Annotated in this window: 17 protein-coding genes and 2 riboswitches; of the genes, 16 read left to right on the top strand and 1 reads right to left on the bottom strand. The window is 70.3% G+C overall.

The window, feature by feature from the left end:
* Nucleotides 1-2 precede the first annotated feature (2 nt).
* Nucleotides 3-200, top strand: a riboswitch (cobalamin riboswitch).
* An 84-nt stretch (nt 201-284) separates the two neighbouring features.
* The 7 genes from JNJ68_RS07785 (at nt 285) to cobJ (ending at nt 8795) form a co-directional block, all read left to right on the top strand.
* On the top strand, nt 285-659 hold the full coding sequence (locus JNJ68_RS07785) for a DUF1636 domain-containing protein (protein ID WP_294981054.1): 375 nt from the start codon (nt 285-287) through the stop codon (nt 657-659).
* Nucleotides 656-1690, top strand: coding sequence for a cobalamin biosynthesis protein CobW (cobW, locus tag JNJ68_RS07780; RefSeq protein ID WP_294981051.1), 1035 nt, complete (start codon nt 656-658; stop codon nt 1688-1690). The genes JNJ68_RS07785 and cobW overlap by 4 nt, the downstream gene beginning before the upstream one ends.
* Before the next feature lie 295 nt (nt 1691-1985).
* The gene (cobN, locus tag JNJ68_RS07775; RefSeq protein WP_294981050.1) at nt 1986-5378 is read left to right on the top strand and encodes a cobaltochelatase subunit CobN; all 3393 of its coding nucleotides are present in this window, start codon (nt 1986-1988) and stop codon (nt 5376-5378) included.
* 142 nt (nt 5379-5520) lie between these two features.
* Entirely contained in the window at nt 5521-6705 is a 1185-nt protein-coding gene (gene cobG, locus JNJ68_RS07770) for a precorrin-3B synthase (protein ID WP_294981048.1), read from the top strand.
* Nucleotides 6689-7318, top strand: coding sequence for a precorrin-8X methylmutase (locus tag JNJ68_RS07765; protein ID WP_294981044.1), 630 nt, complete (start codon nt 6689-6691; stop codon nt 7316-7318). The genes cobG and JNJ68_RS07765 overlap by 17 nt, the downstream gene beginning before the upstream one ends.
* A 2-nt stretch (nt 7319-7320) precedes the next feature.
* Nucleotides 7321-8064, top strand: a complete 744-nt coding sequence (locus JNJ68_RS07760) for a precorrin-2 C(20)-methyltransferase (RefSeq protein ID WP_294981042.1) — start codon at nt 7321-7323, stop codon at nt 8062-8064.
* On the top strand, nt 8061-8795 hold the full coding sequence (gene cobJ / locus JNJ68_RS07755) for a precorrin-3B C(17)-methyltransferase (RefSeq protein ID WP_294981038.1): 735 nt from the start codon (nt 8061-8063) through the stop codon (nt 8793-8795). Before JNJ68_RS07760 ends, cobJ begins: the two co-directional genes overlap by 4 nt.
* Nucleotides 8796-8875: 80 nt before the next feature.
* Here cobJ and JNJ68_RS07750 read toward each other — a convergent pair whose 3' ends face one another.
* Nucleotides 8876-9607 carry a cobalt-precorrin-6A reductase gene (locus JNJ68_RS07750; protein WP_294981036.1) on the bottom strand — a complete coding sequence of 244 codons (732 nt, stop codon included), beginning with the start codon at nt 9605-9607 and terminating at the stop codon, nt 8876-8878.
* Between JNJ68_RS07750 and cbiE the strand changes: the two genes are divergently transcribed.
* The 9 genes from cbiE to JNJ68_RS07705 all read left to right on the top strand — a co-directional run bounded on the left by cbiE (nt 9606) and on the right by JNJ68_RS07705 (nt 16435).
* Nucleotides 9606-10781, top strand: coding sequence for a precorrin-6y C5,15-methyltransferase (decarboxylating) subunit CbiE (cbiE, locus tag JNJ68_RS07745; protein WP_294981033.1), 1176 nt, complete (start codon nt 9606-9608; stop codon nt 10779-10781). The two genes, JNJ68_RS07750 and cbiE, sit on opposite strands and share 2 nt — an antisense overlap.
* A complete protein-coding gene (locus JNJ68_RS07740; RefSeq protein ID WP_294981031.1) occupies nt 10763-11137 on the top strand; it encodes a cobalamin biosynthesis protein in 375 nt (124 codons plus the stop codon). Before cbiE ends, JNJ68_RS07740 begins: the two co-directional genes overlap by 19 nt.
* Nucleotides 11138-11204: 67 nt before the next feature.
* Nucleotides 11205-11990 (top strand): precorrin-4 C(11)-methyltransferase, encoded by a 786-nt coding sequence (gene cobM / locus JNJ68_RS07735; RefSeq protein ID WP_294981029.1) that lies wholly within the window; start codon nt 11205-11207, stop codon nt 11988-11990.
* Nucleotides 11987-13306: a cobyrinate a,c-diamide synthase gene (locus JNJ68_RS07730; RefSeq protein WP_294981026.1), complete on the top strand. Its 1320-nt coding sequence runs from the start codon at nt 11987-11989 to the stop codon at nt 13304-13306. The genes cobM and JNJ68_RS07730 overlap by 4 nt, the downstream gene beginning before the upstream one ends.
* Complete coding sequence (gene cobA, locus JNJ68_RS07725) at nt 13303-14040, top strand: uroporphyrinogen-III C-methyltransferase (RefSeq protein ID WP_294981024.1); 738 nt, start codon at nt 13303-13305, stop codon at nt 14038-14040. Before JNJ68_RS07730 ends, cobA begins: the two co-directional genes overlap by 4 nt.
* Nucleotides 14037-14354, top strand: a complete 318-nt coding sequence (locus tag JNJ68_RS07720; RefSeq protein ID WP_294981022.1) for a DUF1636 domain-containing protein — start codon at nt 14037-14039, stop codon at nt 14352-14354. Before cobA ends, JNJ68_RS07720 begins: the two co-directional genes overlap by 4 nt.
* Nucleotides 14355-14411: 57 nt before the next feature.
* Nucleotides 14412-14632, top strand: a riboswitch (cobalamin riboswitch).
* A 38-nt stretch (nt 14633-14670) separates the two neighbouring features.
* Entirely contained in the window at nt 14671-14844 is a 174-nt protein-coding gene (locus JNJ68_RS07715) for a CbtB domain-containing protein (RefSeq protein WP_294981452.1), read from the top strand.
* Between the two features lie 12 nt (nt 14845-14856).
* Nucleotides 14857-15630, top strand: coding sequence for a CbtA family protein (locus JNJ68_RS07710; protein ID WP_294981019.1), 774 nt, complete (start codon nt 14857-14859; stop codon nt 15628-15630).
* A gap of 130 nt (nt 15631-15760) precedes the next feature.
* Complete coding sequence (locus tag JNJ68_RS07705; RefSeq protein WP_294981017.1) at nt 15761-16435, top strand: energy-coupling factor ABC transporter permease; 675 nt, start codon at nt 15761-15763, stop codon at nt 16433-16435.
* Nucleotides 16436-16455 lie beyond the last annotated feature (20 nt).

Raw genomic sequence — 16455 nt, 5'->3', positions numbered from 1 at the left:
GCCTCAGGTGGGCTGGCGCTGGTTCCTGTTTATGACAGGCGAAGAGGGAATGCGACAGGTCGGAATCGACCCAGGCAGCCGCCCCCGCGACCGTGACCGGAGAGGTCCCAAGGCCACTGGCGTCAGCCGGGAAGGCGGGGTCCGTTGGGGCAACCCAGTATCCGCAAGCCGGGAGACCTGCCAGCGCGACGGAAGAAACCGGCGGACGGGGTGTTCCGCGACCGGGTGAGGGTGGAAGCGCCCTCGCTGGCCCCTGCCCCCCCCATGCCACTTGGAAGGCTTCGATGGGCGCGACCCTCTACGTCTGCACCACCTGCAAGGCCGGCCTGCCGGTGCCCGAGGGGGAACTCCCCCCCGGCCTGCACCTCTATGCCGCCCTGAAACGCGCAGGCGCGCCGGAAGGGGTGCGGATCGTCGGGGTGGAGTGTCTGTCGGCCTGCAACACCGGCTGTGCGGTCTCGCTGACCAAGCCCGGCGCCTGGTCCTATGTCTACGGTCGCCTGACCCTTGACGACGTTCCCGCGATCCTGGAAGGCGCCGGGAAATATGCCGCCAGCGCCGACGGCATCGTCCCCTGGCGCGACCGCCCGACCGTCTTTCGCAAGCAAAGCATTGCCCGCATTCCCCCCCATCCGCCCCATGAAGAGGCCGCCGAATGACCGACCTGACAAAAATCCCCGTGACCGTGATCACCGGCTTCCTTGGCGCCGGAAAGACCACTCTGATCCGCCACCTGATGCAGAACCCGCAGGGCAAGCGACTGGCCATTCTGGTCAACGAATTCGGCACCGTGGGCGTCGACGGCGACATCCTGAAATCCTGCGCGGATGAGAACTGCCCGGTGGAAAACATCGTTGAACTCGCCAACGGCTGCATCTGCTGCACCGTCGCCGACGATTTCATCCCCACCATCGAGACGCTGATGGCCATGCCGCAGCGCCCGGACCATATCCTGATCGAGACCTCGGGGCTGGCTCTGCCGAAACCGCTCCTGAAAGCCTTCGACTGGCCCGCGATCCGCAGCCGCATCACCGTCGATGGCGTGATCGCGCTGGCCGATGCCGAGGCGGTTGCCGCCGGTCGCTTCGCCCCGGACGTGGAGGCGGTGGAAGCCCAACGCGCCGCCGACGCCAGTCTCGACCACGAAACGCCGCTATCCGAGGTCTTCGAGGACCAGATCCTCTGCGCCGACCTGATCCTGCTGTCGAAAGCCGACCTCGCTGGGGAAACGGGCCTGCAAGCCGCCCGCGAGGTCATTGCCGCCGAGCTGAACCGCCCGGTCCCGATGCTGCCGATGACCGAAGGCGTGATCGACCCCCGCGTCGTGCTGGGCCTTGCCGCCGCTGCCGAGGATGATCTTGCCCAACGCCCCTCGCACCATGACGGGGCCGACGACCACGAGCATGACGATTTCGACTCTGTGGTGATCGACCTGCCCGAGGTGTCCGACATTGACGCCCTGACCGCCTCGATCCAGCGCCTCGCCCGCGAGAACCGCATCCTGCGGGTCAAGGGCCATGTCGCCGTGACCGGCAAGCCGCTGCGCCTCCTGGTGCAGGCCGTGGGTGCGCGGGTGCGGACCCAGTTCGACAAACCCTGGGGCAGCGCCCCGCGCCGGTCGCAGCTTGTCGTCATCGCGGAACATGACGACATCGACGAACCGGCGATCCGCAAGGTGCTGGGGGCCTGACAGCGTGATCCGTGCCCTGTCCAACCCTGGCCGCATGGAGCCACCCTCCCCCCCGGTGGGGGAGGGATGGGGTGGGGGGGCACGCCTGGCATCTGGCGCGACTTTCGGCAAGCTCCCCCCGCCCCCGACCCCTCCCCACGCGGGGGAGGGGAGGCGCCCGACCGCCGCCCTTCGTGCAAGGCTTTTCGCCGCCAGTCGGTCCCGCCACTTCCGCCCCGCACCTCCCTCCCCCCTTCGTGGGGGAGGGTCGGGGTGGGGGGGCGTTCCCCAAGCACCCCGCAAGGGGGCCTGACCGATGCACGTCGTCTTCCGCGAAAGCCACGGCCTCGAAGAAACCGAAACCCCCTTCGACCTGGGTCAGGACCCGGCCGATCTCATCGTGCTGTCCTTCTCCGACAGCGACCTCGGCGCTTTTGCAGCGGGTTATGAACGGATGCGCCGCGCGGGCACCGCGACCCCGACCGTCCGCCTCGCCAACATCGTCGCCCTGAAGCATCCCGTCTCGGTCGACACCTATGCCGAGCGCACCCTCTCCGGGGCGAAAGCCATTCTGGTGAGACTGATCGGCGGCGAGGCCTACTGGCCCTACGGCCTCGCCACGCTGCAAGACCTCGCCCGCCGCAATGGCACCGCACTGGCGATCCTCCCCGCCGACGGCCGCCCCGACGAAAGGCTTGACCAGCTTTCCACCCTCCCCGTCTCCACCCTCCGCCGCTTGCAGGCCTTGTGCGACGAAGGCGGGGCGGTGGCTGCCCATGCCGCGCTGGCGCAACTGGCACTGGCCGCTGGCCTCTATGTCCCGCCCGTCACCGGCGACAAGACGGTCCCGCAGATGGGGTTCTACGACCCCGACCGGGGCGTCATTCCCGCCCCGGAAGCCCCCCACCCCCCACCCCTCCCCACAGAGGGGGAGGGGAGGCACCAGGCTGCCGCCAGTTCCACAAATGCGACGCCGCAGGATCATCCCGACACCACAACCCGCGCCTCCCTCCCCCCTTCGTGGGGGAGGGATGGGGTGGGGGGAGCGCCCGAGCCAAAAGGCGCCGTCCTCGTCACCTTCTACCGCAGCTACCTCACTTCCGGCGATACCGCCCCGATCGACGCCCTGATCCACGCCCTGCGCGCCGAGGGCTTCCCCGCCCACGGCGTCTTCGCCCCCAGCCTGAAATCCCCCGGCTTCGCCACCTGGCTGGCCCCGCACCTGACGACCAACCCCCCGGTCGCCATCCTCAACGCCACCGCCTTCTCCGCCAAGTCCGACGACGGCTCCACCCCCTTCGACGCCGCCACCTGCCCGGTCTTCCAGGTCGCCCTCTCCGGAGCCCGCCGCCGCGACTGGCTGGCCTCCGACCGCGGCCTCTCCCCCGCCGACCTCGCCATGCACGTCGTCCTTCCCGAGGTCGACGGCCGCATCCTCGCAGGCCTCGTCAGCCACAAATCCCCCGGCAGCCGCGACCCCGACCTGCAATTTTCCCGCTTCGCCCATCGCCCCGACGCAGGCCGGATCAAGGCCGTGGTCGACCGCATCACCCACTGGCACCGCCTCGCCGCCACCCCCGCCGCCGACCAGCAACTGGCGGTGATCCTCTCCACCTACCCCGGACGCGCGCACCAGATGGCCCATGCCGTCGGCCTCGACGCGCTCGCCTCGACCGAGGCGCTCATCGAAACCCTCGCCGCCGAGGGCTATACCACCACCCAAGGCGCACCTCTCCCGGATGCCCTGACGGAAACCCTCACCTGGCCCCTCCCAGCTTATGAAGCCGCCCTCGCCACCCTGCCGGACCCCCTCCGCGCCGACCTCACCCAAGCCTGGGGCGACCCCGCCTCCGACCCTTCCGTCCACCAGGGCCAGTTCCACTTCCCCGCCACCCGCCGGGGCAACGCGCTCATCGCCCTGCAACCCGAGCGCGGCGATGTCGCCCAAAGGGACAGCGACTACCACGACCTTTCCCGCACCCCGCGCCACGCCTATGTCGCCTTCTACCTCTGGCTCCGCGCGCAATCCCTCCACGCCCTGATCCACATGGGCGCGCATGGCACGCTGGAATGGCTCCCCGGCAAGTCCGTCGCCCTGTCGGAAACCTGCTGGCCCGAGGCCCTGATCGGCCCCACCCCGGTGATCTACCCCTTCATCGTCAACGATCCCGGCGAAGCAGCGCAAGCCAAGCGCCGCATCGGGGCCGTCACCCTCGGCCACCTGCCGCCACCGATGGCGCAAAGCCAGGTCCCGCCCGAGCTTCTCCGCCTCGAACGCCTGCTCGACGAATATTCCACCGCCGATGGCCTCGACCCCGCCCGCCGCACCCGCCTCATCTCCAGCATCCGGGATGAGGCCAGCGCCTCCGGCGTCGCCGCCGACCTCGGCCTCGCCGCCAATGCCACCCCGGCGGAAGCGATCACCCGGATCGACCGCTTCGTCTGCGACCTGAAGGAAAGCCAGTTCGGCCAAGGCCTGCACATCTTCGGCGACGGCCAAGGCGAACGCGAAGGCCTCCTCGCCGCCCTGAACGGCCACAAGGTCGCCCCCGGCCCGGCCGGTTCCCCCAACCGGGGCCGCAGCGATGTGCTGCCGACGGGAAGAAACCTCTTCTCCGTCGACCCCCGCGCCGTGCCCTCGCGCAACGCCCATGCGCAAGGCGTAAAGCTGGCCGAGGAGCTGGTCCGCCGCCACCTGCAGGACCACGGCGACTACCCGCGCGGGCTGGTGGTCGACCTCTGGGGCAGCGCCACCATGCGCACGGCGGGCGAGGAATTCGCCATGGCCCTCCACCTCGCAGGCCTTTCGCCGAAATGGGACGAAGGTTCCGCCCGCGTCTCCGGCTTCGACATCCTCCCCCTCGCCCTCCTCGGCAGGCCACGCATAGACGTCACCCTCCGCGTCTCCGGCCTCTTCCGCGATGTGTTCCCCACCCTCGCACAACTCTTCGAAGCCGGCGCCGTGGCCCTGTCGCACCGCGAAGAAACCCCCGAGGACAACCCCTACACCACCCTCAGCGCAAGGGTCTTCGGCCCCAGACCCGGCCTCTACGGTCTCGGCATGGGCACCGCCGCCGACACATTCACCGACGAGGCCCGCCAGGCCGCGGGAGAGGCCTGGCTCGCCGCCTCAAGCTGGGCCATCGGCCCCGACGGCGGGTCGACCGAGGCCCGCGAAGCCCTCGAACAGCGCGTCCTCAGCGCCGAGGCCTTCGTCCACGCCCAGGACTTGCCGGAAACCGATGTCCTCATCGCCGCCGACTACGCCGCGCATGAAGCCGGGTTCGCCGCCGCCGTGGCAAAGCTCGGTGGCACGAAACCCACCCTCTACCACCTCGACGCCACCCGTCCCGACACCCCCCACGCCCGTACCCTGACCGAGGAAATCGCCCGCGTCACCCGCGCCCGCGCCGCCAACCCCGACTGGGCGCAGGGCATGATGACCCACGGCTTCCGCGGCGGCGCCGAGATCGCGGCAACGCTCGACCACATGGCCGCATTCGCCCATCTGGCGCAGGTCGTCCCGCCGCATCTCTTCGACCTCTACCACGAGGCCACGCTCGGCCGCGACGAGGTCCGCGACTTCCTCGCCCGCGAGAACCCTGCCGCGCTGGCCGCGATGGAAGACCTCTTCCGCCGCCTGCGCGACGCGGGCCTCTGGCAGACCCGCCGCAACTCCATCGCCGCAAGGCTGGACGGTGCCGCATGACGCCCGTTCATTTTCTGTCGCCAAATATCCCCGCCGGAGGCCGCCCGAGCCGGTTGCGCGCCCTTCGCGCGCAGAGGCGAGACAAAAGGCTTGCGGCGCAGCCGCTCGATTCAACACCCGCCCCAACCCAAGGGCGCTCCGCATGACCGCCTGGAAGATCAAGGGCTGGTGCCCCGGAGCCCTGCGACCGATGCAGTCGGGCGACGGCCTCGTTGTCCGCATCCGCCCGCCCCTGGGCCGCCTGACCTCGGCGCAGGCACAGGGCATCGCCCAAGCCGCCGCGACCCACGGCAACGGCGTCATCGACCTCTCCGCCCGCGCCAACCTGCAACTGCGCGGCGTGACCGAGGCCAGCCACGGCCCGCTGATCGACGACCTTCGCGCGCAAGGCCTGATCGACCCCAACATCGAGACCGAATCGCTGCGGAACCTTATCGTCACCCCGTTTCGCAGAAGCCCCTTCGCGTCGGGAAGCTCTCCGGTCAGACAGGCGCCTGACGACACCGACACCCTCGCCGCCACCCTCACTGCCGCGCTGGCGAGAATGCCCCGCCTTCCCGGCAAGTTCGGCTTTGCGCTGGATACCGGCCCCCGCCCCGTCCTGACCGCCGCCTCAGTCGACATCCGCGTCGAGCGCGCCGCTGACGGAAGCCTGATCCTGCGCCCCGAGGGCCACCCGCTCGGCCAGCCCGTCGCCGACCTGGCCCGCGATGCCATCGCCATGGCAGGCTGGTTCGTCGCCCATGGCGGCATCAGCGACGGCCGGGGCCGCATGGCCGCCCTCATCGCCAGGGGCAGCATCCCGCCCGGCTGCACCCTCGCTCCTGCCGAGCCGCTGCCAAAGCCTTCCCCCGGCCTCCACCCCGACGGAGCCATCGTCGCCCTCGCCTTTGGCCAGATGCGGGCCGAAACGCTCCAGACCCTCGCCGCGCTTGGCCATGAAATCCGCCCGACCCCCTGGCGGATGCTCCTCCTCGTCGGCGCGACGACGGTCCCGGACCTCCCCGGCCTGATCACCGATCCCGCCGATCCGATCCTCCGCATCACCGCCTGCACCGGCGCTCCCGGCTGCCCGCAGGCCCAGGGCGACACGCGACACCTCGCCCGCCGGCTTGCCCCGCACCTTGCGGAAAACCAGACCCTCCACCTCTCCGGCTGCGCCAAGGGCTGTGCCCATCCCGGCCCCGCCGAGACCACCCTCACCGCCACCGGCCAGGGCTACGACCTGATCCGGCACGGCACCGCCCATGACACCCCCAGCCTGACGGGCCTGACGCCCGAGGCGATCCTGACCTACCTGAAAGCCCCCGATGCCCCACGCTTATGAAACCGACGGCGCCGCGATCTATCTGCAAAGCTTCGCCATGATCCGGGCCGAGGCCGATCTTGCCCGCTTCACGCCCGAAGAAGAGATCGTCGCCGTCCGCATGATCCACGCCGCCGGGATGGTCGAACTTGCCCCGCACATCCGCTTCACCCCCGGCATGGCCACCCAAGCCCGCGCGGCCCTGGAGGACGGCGCCCCCATCCTCTGCGACGCCCGCATGGTCAGCGAAGGCATCACCCGCGCCCGCCTGCCGCGAAACAACGAGGTCATCTGCACCCTGCACGACCCGCAGATCCCCGCGCTGGCGAAGGAGATGCAGAACACCCGCTCCGCCGCCGCCCTCGAACTCTGGCGCCCGCACCTCGCCGGGTCCATCGTCGCCATCGGCAACGCCCCGACCGCCCTCTTCCACCTTCTGAACATGCTGGAAGACCCCGCCTGCCCCCGCCCCGCCGCGATCATCGGCTGTCCCGTGGGCTTCGTCGGCGCCGCCGAGTCGAAGGACGCCCTCATGGCCGCCCCCCCCGTCCCCAGCCTCATCGTCCAGGGCCGCCTCGGCGGGTCCGCGATCACCGTGGCCGCCGTCAACGCGCTTGCCTCCCGGAAGGAATGATCATGGCCCCGACAACCGGCAAGGTGATCTGCGCAGGCCTCGGCCCCGGCGACCCCGACCTGATGAGCCTCCGCGCCGCCCGGGCCATCGGCGAAGCCCGCCATGTCGCCTATTTCCGCAAGGCCGGGAGGGCCGGTCAGGCGCGGCGGATCGTGGAAGGGATGCTGAACCCCTCGGCCACCGAATACCCGATGGAATACCCGGTCACGACCGAGCTTCCGTTCGACAGCCCCGATTACACGCAGGCGCTGGCGCATTTCTACGACGACTGGGCCGACCGCCTCGCCACCCTGGCCGCGACCGACGACATCCTCGTGCTCTGCGAGGGCGACCCGTTCTTCTACGGCTCGTTCATGCACCTCCACTCCCGCCTGCAAGGCCGCGTCCCCGTCGAGGTGATCCCCGGCATCACCGGGATGACCGGCTGCTGGAATGCCACCGGCACGCCGATCACCTGGGGCGACGACGTGCTGACCGTGCTGATGGGCACCCTGCCCGAGGAGGATCTGGTCCGCCACATGGAACAGGCCGATGCGCTGGTGGTGATGAAGACCGGCCGCAACCTGCCCCGCGTCCGCCGCGCGCTGGAACGGACCGGGCGGCTGGATACCGCCTGGCTGGTGGAGCGCGGCACCATGCCGGGACAAAGGGTCGCGCGCCTCAGCGAGGTTCAGGACCACGACTGCCCGTATTTCGCGATCGTGCTGGTCCACGGCCATGGCCGCCGCCCGGAAATCGCCGAATGACCGGCTGGCTTGCCATCGCGGGCCTCGGGCCGGGAGATGACCGGCTGGTAACGCCGGAAGTGCAGGCCGTGTTGGCCGAAGCGACCGATGTCGTCGGCTACATCCCCTATGTCGCCCGCATCGCCCCGCGTGAGGGCCTCGCCCTCCACCCCTCCGACAACCGCGTCGAGCTGGACCGCGCCCGCGCCGCGCTGGAGATGGCCGCCGCGGGTCACCGCGTCGTTATCGTCTCCTCCGGCGACCCCGGCGTCTTCGCCATGGCCTCGGCCGTCTTCGAGGCGCTGGAGGGCCGCCTCGACTGGCAGGCGCTCGACATCCGCGTGTTGCCTGGCATCACCGCGATGCTCGCCGCCGCCGCCGCCGCCGGAGCGCCGCTCGGCCACGATTTCTGCTGCATCAACCTCTCCGACAACCTGAAACCCTGGGAGGTGATCGAAACCCGCCTCCGCCACGCCGCCCGCGCCGATTTCGCGATGGCCTTCTACAACCCCCGCTCTGCCTCCCGCCCCGAAGGCTTCGCCAAGGCCCTCGCCACCCTGCTTCAGGAATGCGGACCCGACCGCCTGATCACCTTCGCCCGCGCCGTCTCCACCCCCGACCAGCACCTCACAACCGTCACCCTCGGCGAGGCCACGCCCGAGATGGCCGACATGCGCACCGTGGTCATCCTCGGCAACTCCGCCACCCACCGTGTCGGGCGCTGGGTCTACTCCCCCCGGAGCGTGCGATGACCCGGCCCCTCGTCGTTCACTTCGTGTCCTCCTCGGAGGCGCCAAGCGAGGAGGCAACGAAGTGCCCGACGAGCCCTCCGTCAGCGCCCCAGCCAGCCCATGACCTCGCCCACCGTCCGCGCCACCCGTCGCTCCGGCACCAAGGGCCGGTCGATCAGCACCACCGGCAGCTTCAATTCCCGCGCCGCGACCAGCTTCGCCTCGGCCCCCGCGCCGCCCGCATTCTTGGCGACGATCACCTCGATCCGGCGATCCTTGAGCAACGCCAGATCCCCGGCCACCTCGAACGGCCCGCGCGCGATCACCGCCTCGGCGTGGGGCAGGGGCAGCGGCTCGATGGGCGGGTCCACGAGTCGGAGAAGATAGTGATGCTGTGGCGCCCCCGCGAAGGCGCTCAGGTTCTGCCGCCCGATGGCAAGGAACACCCGGCGCGGAGCCTCTCCCAAGGCGGCGACGGCGGCGGCGAGATCCGGCACATGGGTCCAGCGGTCGCCCTCGCCCGCCTGCCACGGCTCCCGCTCCAGCGCGATCAGGGGAAAGCCCACTTCGGCACAGGCCTCTACCGCGTTCCGGCTCATCTGCGCGGCGAAAGGGTGGGTGGCGTCGATCACATGGCTGATCCCTTCGGCCTTCAGGTAGGCCGCCAGCCCCGCCACCCCGCCGAAGCCCCCAACCCGCACCGGCAGCGGCTGCGCGACCGGAGCCTCGGTCCGGCCCGCATAGGAATAGACCGCATCCACCCCCGCCTCGGCCAGGGCACGGGCCATGGCCGCGGCCTCGGTGGTTCCGCCCAGAAGCAGGACGCGGGTCATGGCTGATCCTTGGCTCACGATCATCGGTCTGGGCGAAGATGGACCGGAGGCCCTGTCGCCCGCAAGCCGCGAAGCACTCGCCGCCGCAACGGCCATCTTCGGCGGCCCGCGTCACCTGTCCCTTGTCGGCGCCGGAGAGAGAGGCCAGCCCTGGCCCATCCCCTTCGACCCCACCCCCGTCCTCGCTCACCGGGGCGCACCCGCCGTCGTCCTCGCCTCCGGCGACCCGTTCTGGTTCGGCGCGGGCGGCAGCCTCATGGCCCGTCTCTCCCCCGGCGAATGGATCTCGCACCCTGCCCCCTCCACCTTCCAGCTCGCCGCAAACCGCCTCGGCTGGCGGCTTGAGGAGACGCTGACCCTCGGCCTCCACGCCGCCCCCTTCGCCCGCCTTCGCCCCGTGCTGGGCAAGGGCATCCGCGCCATCTGCACGGTCCGCGACGGGGCGGCGGTCGGTGAAATCACTGAATGGCTGAGCGACAACGGCCACCCCAACGCCCGCCTGACCGTCCTCGAACGCCTCGGCGGCCCGCACGAACGCATCCGCCCGATCACCGGCGAACCCCCACAGGACATCGCCGCCCCCGTCGCCCTCGCCATCGAGGGGCACGACCCCGGCCTGCCCCAAGCCTCCGGCCTGCCCGATGACCTCTTCCAGCACGACGGCCAGCTCACCAAGCGCCCGGTCCGCGCCCTCACCCTCTCCGCCCTCGCCCCCCGCCCCGGCGAGACGCTGTGGGACATCGGCGCTGGCTCCGGCTCCATCGGCATCGAATGGCTGCTGGCCGGGGGCGCCCGCGTCGAGGCGCTGGAGGCCGACCCCACCCGCGCCGCCCGCGCCCGCTTAAACGTCGAAAGCTTCGGCCTCAGCCACCGCCACCGCCTGCACGAGGCCCGCGCACCCGAAGGACTGTCCACCCTGCCCACCCCCGACGCCGTCTTCATCGGCGGTGGCGCTTCGGACGCCCTCCTCACCCACCTCTGGACCCTGATCCCCCCCGGCACCCGCTTGGTGATGAACGCCGTCACGCTGGAAACCGAGGCCCTCGTCCTCGACTGGTCCGCCCGCCACGGCGGCCATCTCCTGAAGGTCGAGCTTTCGGAAACCGCCCCCATCGGTCGCAAACGCGGCTGGAAAGCGGCGCTCCCGATCCTGCAATGGAGCACCACCCGATGATCGTCGCGGGCTTTGGGTTCCGCTCGGGCGCGACACTGGCCGCGCTTCTGGACGCGCTGGTGAAAGCCGGGGGGCCGGAGGGCGTGACCCATCTGGCTACCCTCGCCGCCAGGGTCGAGGGATTGCGATCCCTGGCGCAGGCGCTGGTCCTGCCGGTCGTGGCGCTGGAGCCAGACGCCTTGCGCGGTATCCCGACACTCACCCGTTCCGACCGCATCGAAGCGCTCTTCGGCACGGGTTCGGTCGCCGAGGCGGCAGCTTTGGCAGCGGCAGGGCCGGGGGCGCGGCTGCGGGGGCCTCGGGCCGTATCGGCGGATGGGACGGCGACAGCGGCGATTGCGGAGGGCTCTGGATGAAGAGCCTCCGGCGGGGATATTTGGGCCAATGTGAAAGGGCAGGGGTGCACCTCTGCATGGAGAAGCGATGACCGTTCATTTCATCGGAGCCGGACCGGGCGCGCCGGATCTGCTGACCTTGCGCGGGCGCGACCTGATCGCCGCCGCGCCGGTCTGCCTGTACGCCGGATCGCTGGTGCCCGAGGGCGTTCTGTCGCACTGCCCCCCCGGCTGCCGGATCGTGAACACCGCCCCGCTGTCGCTTGACGAGATCGTCGCCGAAATCCAGGCGGCCCATGCCGCCGGGCAGGATGTGGCGCGGCTTCACTCCGGCGACCTCTCGGTCTGGTCGGCGATGGGCGAGCAGCTGCGCCGCCTGCGCGACCTCGGCATCCCCTATGACGTGACGCCCGGCGTGCCCTCCTTCGCGGCGGCGGCGGCGGCGCTGGGGGTGGAACTCACGCTGCCCGGCCTCGCCCAGTCGGTCGTCCTGACCCGCACCGAGGGCCGGGCTACACAGATGCCGTCCCGTGAAAATCTTCCCGCCTTCGCCGCCACCGGGGCGACGCTGGCGCTGCACCTCTCGATCCACCTGATCGACAAGCTGACTGCCGAGCTGATCCCCCACTACGGCCCCGACTGCCCGGTGGCCGTTGTCTGGCGCGCCAGCTGGCCCGACCAGCGGATCATCCGCGCGACCCTCGCCACGCTTGCTGCCAGCGTTCCGCCCGAAGTGGAGCGCACCGCGCTGATCCTCGTCGGCCCCTCGCTGGCGCAGGAGGGGTTCGACGAAAGCCGCCTCTACGCCGGCGACTACGACCGTCGCTACCGCCCGGTCGGCACCCATCCGCGCTTTCCGGGAACGGGCAGGTGACCCCCGGCCTGATCATCGCTGCCCCGGCCTCGGGCACTGGCAAGACCACGGTCATGCTGGGGCTCCTGGCCGCGCTGCGCGACCGGGGGCTGACGGTGCAGCCCTTCAAGAACGGGCCGGACTACATCGACCCGGCCTTCCACCGTGTCGCCTCGGGGCGCCCTTCGGTCAACCTCGACACCTGGGCGATGGGGCCTTCGATGCTGGCGGGGCTGGCCTCGGCAGGGCAGGGGGCGGATCTGGTGCTGGCGGAAGGCTCGATGGGCCTTTTCGACGGGGTGGCGCGCAAGGGGGCCACGGGCACCGGCGCGGGGGCGGACCTCGCGGCGCTGATGGGTTGGCCGGTGGTGCTGGTGATTGACGCGAGCGGGCAGGCGCAGACGGCGGCGGCGGTGGCGCTGGGATTGGCGCGGTTCCGGACGGATGTGCGCGTGGCGGGGGTGATCGTGAACCGCGTCGCCTCGCCCCGGCACGAGGCGCTGGTCCGCGCGGGCATGGCCGAGGCGGGGTTGCCGGTGCTCGGCGTCCTGCCCAAGCGCGGGGCGATCGCCATGCCAGAGCGTCATCTGGGGCTGGTGCAGGCCGAGGAACAGCCCGCCCTGCAGGCGCTGATCTCCGACGCCGGCCAGCTTGTGCGCGAGAATGTCGATCTCGACGCCCTGATCGCCGCCGCCGCCAGCACGGCCGCCCCCGCAGCGCCGCCGAGGATCGCGCCCCCCGGCCAGCGCATCGCCCTTGCCCGCGATGCCGCGTTTTCCTTCGTCTATCCGCATCTCCTGCAAGGCTGGCGCGATGCGGGGGCGGAAGTTCTGCCCTTCTCGCCCCTCGCCAACGAAACCCCCGACCCCTCCGCCGACGTCTGCTGGTTGCCCGGCGGCTATCCGGAACTGCATGGGGCAACCCTTGCCGATGCCAACAACTTCCGCACCGGGCTCAGGGCCTTTGCCGAAACCAAGCCCGTCCACGGCGAATGCGGGGGCTACATGGCGATGGGCGAGGCGATCATCGACAAGGACGGTATCCGGCATCCGATGGTGGGGCTTCTGAGTCTGGTGACAAGCTACGAGAAGCGGAAGATGCATCTCGGCTACCGGCTGGCGCGCCTGGCGCAGCCGATTCCGGGCCACACCAGTGGCAGCAGTCTCCGGGGGCACGAGTTCCACTATTCCACCATCCTCAGCCAACCCGATGCGCCGCTTGCCGAGGTGATCGACGCCAATGGCGACCCGGTCCCGGAGACCGGCAGCACTCGACTCCAGCCGGGGGGCGGGCTATCGACCGGCACCTTCTTCCACCTGATCGCGGGCGCATCATGACCGGCAGCACCAAGGGCCATGTCACCTTCGTCTCCGCCGGTCCCGGCGACCCGGACCTCTTGACCGTCAAGGCGGTGAAGGCCTTGGCCGCCGCCGATGCCGTGCTTTACGACGACCTCTCCTCTGGCCCCATCCTGGCGCTGGCAAGGCCGGGGGCCGACATGGTGGGCGTGGGCAAGCGGGCCGGTCGTGCCTCGCCCAAGCAGGATCATGTCAGCCGGCTCTTGGTGGACTACGCCCTTACAGGCTCCAACGTGGTGCGGCTGAAATCCGGCGACAGCGGCATCTTCGGTCGGCTGGAGGAAGAGCTGACCGCCGTCCGCGCCGCCGGAATCAGTTGCGAGATCATCCCCGGCGTGACCTCGGCCGCCGCCGCCGCCGCCGCCGCGGGCATCCCGCTGACCCGCCGCCAGCATGCCCAACGGATCCAGTTCATCACCGCCGCCGACGTGACCGGCAACCTGCCCCCCGGCCTGAACATCCCGGCCCTTGCCGACCCGCAGGCGACGACCGTCATCTACATGGGCAAGCGCACCTTTCCAGCGCTCGCAACCCTCCTGATCGCGGCAGGCCTGTCGCCCGACACCCCCGCGCTCTTGGCCGAGGCCGTCTCTACCCCCGAGCAATACCTGCACCGCACCACCATCGCCGGGCTGGCCGCGTCGCTGGCTGAAGACCGCTCGCCCCGCCCCGGCCTGATCATCCTGGGCGCGCTGGCCGAGGGGTCGCTGTGATCGTCACCCTCTGCGCCGGTTGCGCGCTTGGACGCACCGGCTTTGCCACCCCCTTGCAAGCCGCACTGACCGCCGAGGGCCTGACCGCCCGCGTCGCCACTGTGGACTGCATGTCCGGCTGCACCCGCCCCTCGACCTGTGCCTTCCGCGCGCCGGGCAAGACCGCCTATCTCTTCGGCGACCTTACCGCCGACGACCTGCCCGACCTCCTGACCTTCGCCCGCCATTACGCGGCCTCGCCCGATGGCAACCTGCCCGATGCGCGGGTACTGGGCGGGCTGCGGATGAAGGCCATCGCGCGGATTCCCGGCTGATCGGTCGCAAACCGCCCGAGAGGGACGCAAATCGCCTTGACCCGGCGCCAGTCATGGTGGCAACTGAACGGGCATGGTGTCCGGCAAGACGCAAAGCGTTCGGACTGAAACGGGAATGGGACCAAGCGTACTGATCACAGCGCCTTGAACCCCGACCGCCCCCGCGACTGTATGCGGAGAGCGGCTTTCCATCGGCCACTGGCCCCTTTCGGGCTGGGAAGGCGGAAAGCAGCTTCGACCCGCGAGTCAGGAGACCGGCCAGGCGAAGGAAACCCGAACTGCCGTCGGGTGTGACGGCAAGGAGCATATGATGAACATGACGACCACCACCTCGACCCGCGCCTCGGAAAAGACCACCGCCCTGCTGTCCGTTCTGGGCATGCTGATGCTGGGCATGGTGATCCTGTTCGCCGCCGGTCACGCGCAATCGGCCACCCTGCATGACGCCGCCCATGACGTGCGTCACGCGACCGGCTTCCCCTGCCACTGACGCCTTGATCCCATGATCCAACGGATGCTGACCAGCGCGCTTGTCGCTGGTTGTGCGGCATGGCTGCTTGCGGTCGTGCTGCATTTCGCTTTCGTGCAGAAGTACATCCTTCTGGGCGAGGAATATGAAACCGGGGCAGCCGTGCATTATGCCGGTGTCGCCCCCGCGACCGATGCCGTGGCAGAGGAGGCGCACAGCCACGACGATGCCGCCGCCGAAGCGGGTCACAGCCATGACGGGGCCGAAGCAGCCCATGACCACGGGGACGGCGAAGAGGTCTCGACCTTCACCCGCAACCTGTGGACGACGGTGTTCTTCGGCCTCGTCTATGTCGCCTATGCCCTGATCCTGGTCGCGGGCTTCGGCCTTGCCCGGGTCTACGGCAAGGTCGTCACCGCGCGCGAGGGTCTGCTCTGGGGCATCGCGGGCTTTGCCGCCTTCCAGATGGTTCCCGCCATGGGCCTTGCGCCCGAACTGCCCGGTACGCTTGCCGCCGATCTGGGCGCGCGTCAGCTCTGGTGGTGGGGCACGGTCGCCGCGACGGTCGCAGCCCTTGGACTCCTCGGCTATGGCCGCAGCCTCGTGACTGCCGGGCTCGCCATCGTCCTGCTGGCCCTGCCGCATGTCATCGGCGCGCCTGAACTGGACGGCTTCAGCGGCGTCGCCCCGCCCGAGGTCGCCGGGGCCTTCTCGGCCCGGGTCCTGGGCGTCGGCCTTGCGGTCTGGGCTCTGATGGGCTGGGTCGCGGGCTTGGTCTGGGCGCGAGACACCGGCACTCTGGCCTGACCCTGCACATAGTACCGCAACCCCGTCGGGGTTGCGGAGCGTGGCTGCGGTTTGCGGGAAACCTGCCTGCCGCCCGCGCTTCCCCGAGTCCACTTCAACCGCCGTCGCACAGGACGGACAGGAGCACCAAATGCATATCGAACCGGGCCTCGTCAGCGAGGCAAAGATCGCGCTCAGCTATGCCACCGCCGCTGCGGCGGGCGGGGTCGCGCTTTTCCACATCGCCACCACCGCGCGGGAGCAGGGCATCGCCTCGCTCGCCGCCCGCGCGGTCATCGCCACCCTCGGCGTCTTCATCTTCTTCGAGGTGATGCCGCATTTCCCTGTCGGAGTGTCGGAGGTCCACTTCATCCTCGGCTCGACCCTGTTCCTGATCCTTGGTGCCGGTCCGGCCGCCATCGGGCTGGCGCTGGGTCTGCTGATCCAGGGGCTTTTCTTCGCGCCCTTCGACTTGCCGCAATACGGGATGAACCTGACCACGCTTCTGGTCCCGCTCTTCGCCCTGCATGAAGTGGCCAAGCGCGTCATCGCGCAGGGCACGGCCTATGTCGATCTGCAATACCGTCAGGTGCTGGCGCTGTCGCTGGTCTATCAGGGCGGCGTGGTGGCCTGGGTCGCCTTCTGGGCGATCTACGGTCAGGGCTTCGCGGCCTCGAACCTTGCTGCGATCGGCACTTTCGGCATCGCCTACATGGCTGTTGTCCTGATTGAACCGCTGGCTGACCTTGCGGTGCTGGCGGCCGCCAAGGCGATCAGGGCTCACGGATCAGCCTTCGTGACACCGCGCCTCTACACGGCGATCTGACCCGTTCCCGCGGCGCGGCC

The sequence above is a fragment of the Tabrizicola sp. genome (assembly GCF_016793705.1).
In the GTDB taxonomy this organism is placed as follows: Bacteria; Pseudomonadota; Alphaproteobacteria; order Rhodobacterales; family Rhodobacteraceae; genus Tabrizicola.
The sequence above is the reverse complement of the archived record's forward strand: the minus strand, read 5'-3'. Positions and strand labels throughout refer to the sequence as shown.

Excerpts from the sequence above, each read along its gene's own strand:
- JNJ68_RS07785 (WP_294981054.1), top strand. The coding sequence starts at position 285 with ATGGGCGCGACCCTCTACGTCTGCACCACCTGCAAGGCCGGCCTGCCG.
- cobW (WP_294981051.1), top strand. The coding sequence starts at position 656 with ATGACCGACCTGACAAAAATCCCCGTGACCGTGATCACCGGCTTCCTT.
- cobN (WP_294981050.1), top strand. The coding sequence starts at position 1,986 with ATGCACGTCGTCTTCCGCGAAAGCCACGGCCTCGAAGAAACCGAAACC.
- cobG (WP_294981048.1), top strand. The coding sequence starts at position 5,521 with ATGACCGCCTGGAAGATCAAGGGCTGGTGCCCCGGAGCCCTGCGACCG.
- JNJ68_RS07765 (WP_294981044.1), top strand. The coding sequence starts at position 6,689 with ATGCCCCACGCTTATGAAACCGACGGCGCCGCGATCTATCTGCAAAGC.
- JNJ68_RS07760 (WP_294981042.1), top strand. The coding sequence starts at position 7,321 with ATGGCCCCGACAACCGGCAAGGTGATCTGCGCAGGCCTCGGCCCCGGC.
- cobJ (WP_294981038.1), top strand. The coding sequence starts at position 8,061 with ATGACCGGCTGGCTTGCCATCGCGGGCCTCGGGCCGGGAGATGACCGG.
- cbiE (WP_294981033.1), top strand. The coding sequence starts at position 9,606 with ATGGCTGATCCTTGGCTCACGATCATCGGTCTGGGCGAAGATGGACCG.
- JNJ68_RS07750 (WP_294981036.1), bottom strand. The coding sequence starts at position 9,607 with ATGACCCGCGTCCTGCTTCTGGGCGGAACCACCGAGGCCGCGGCCATG.
- JNJ68_RS07740 (WP_294981031.1), top strand. The coding sequence starts at position 10,763 with ATGGAGCACCACCCGATGATCGTCGCGGGCTTTGGGTTCCGCTCGGGC.
- cobM (WP_294981029.1), top strand. The coding sequence starts at position 11,205 with ATGACCGTTCATTTCATCGGAGCCGGACCGGGCGCGCCGGATCTGCTG.
- cobA (WP_294981024.1), top strand. The coding sequence starts at position 13,303 with ATGACCGGCAGCACCAAGGGCCATGTCACCTTCGTCTCCGCCGGTCCC.
- JNJ68_RS07715 (WP_294981452.1), top strand. The coding sequence starts at position 14,671 with ATGACGACCACCACCTCGACCCGCGCCTCGGAAAAGACCACCGCCCTG.
- JNJ68_RS07710 (WP_294981019.1), top strand. The coding sequence starts at position 14,857 with ATGATCCAACGGATGCTGACCAGCGCGCTTGTCGCTGGTTGTGCGGCA.
- JNJ68_RS07705 (WP_294981017.1), top strand. The coding sequence starts at position 15,761 with ATGCATATCGAACCGGGCCTCGTCAGCGAGGCAAAGATCGCGCTCAGC.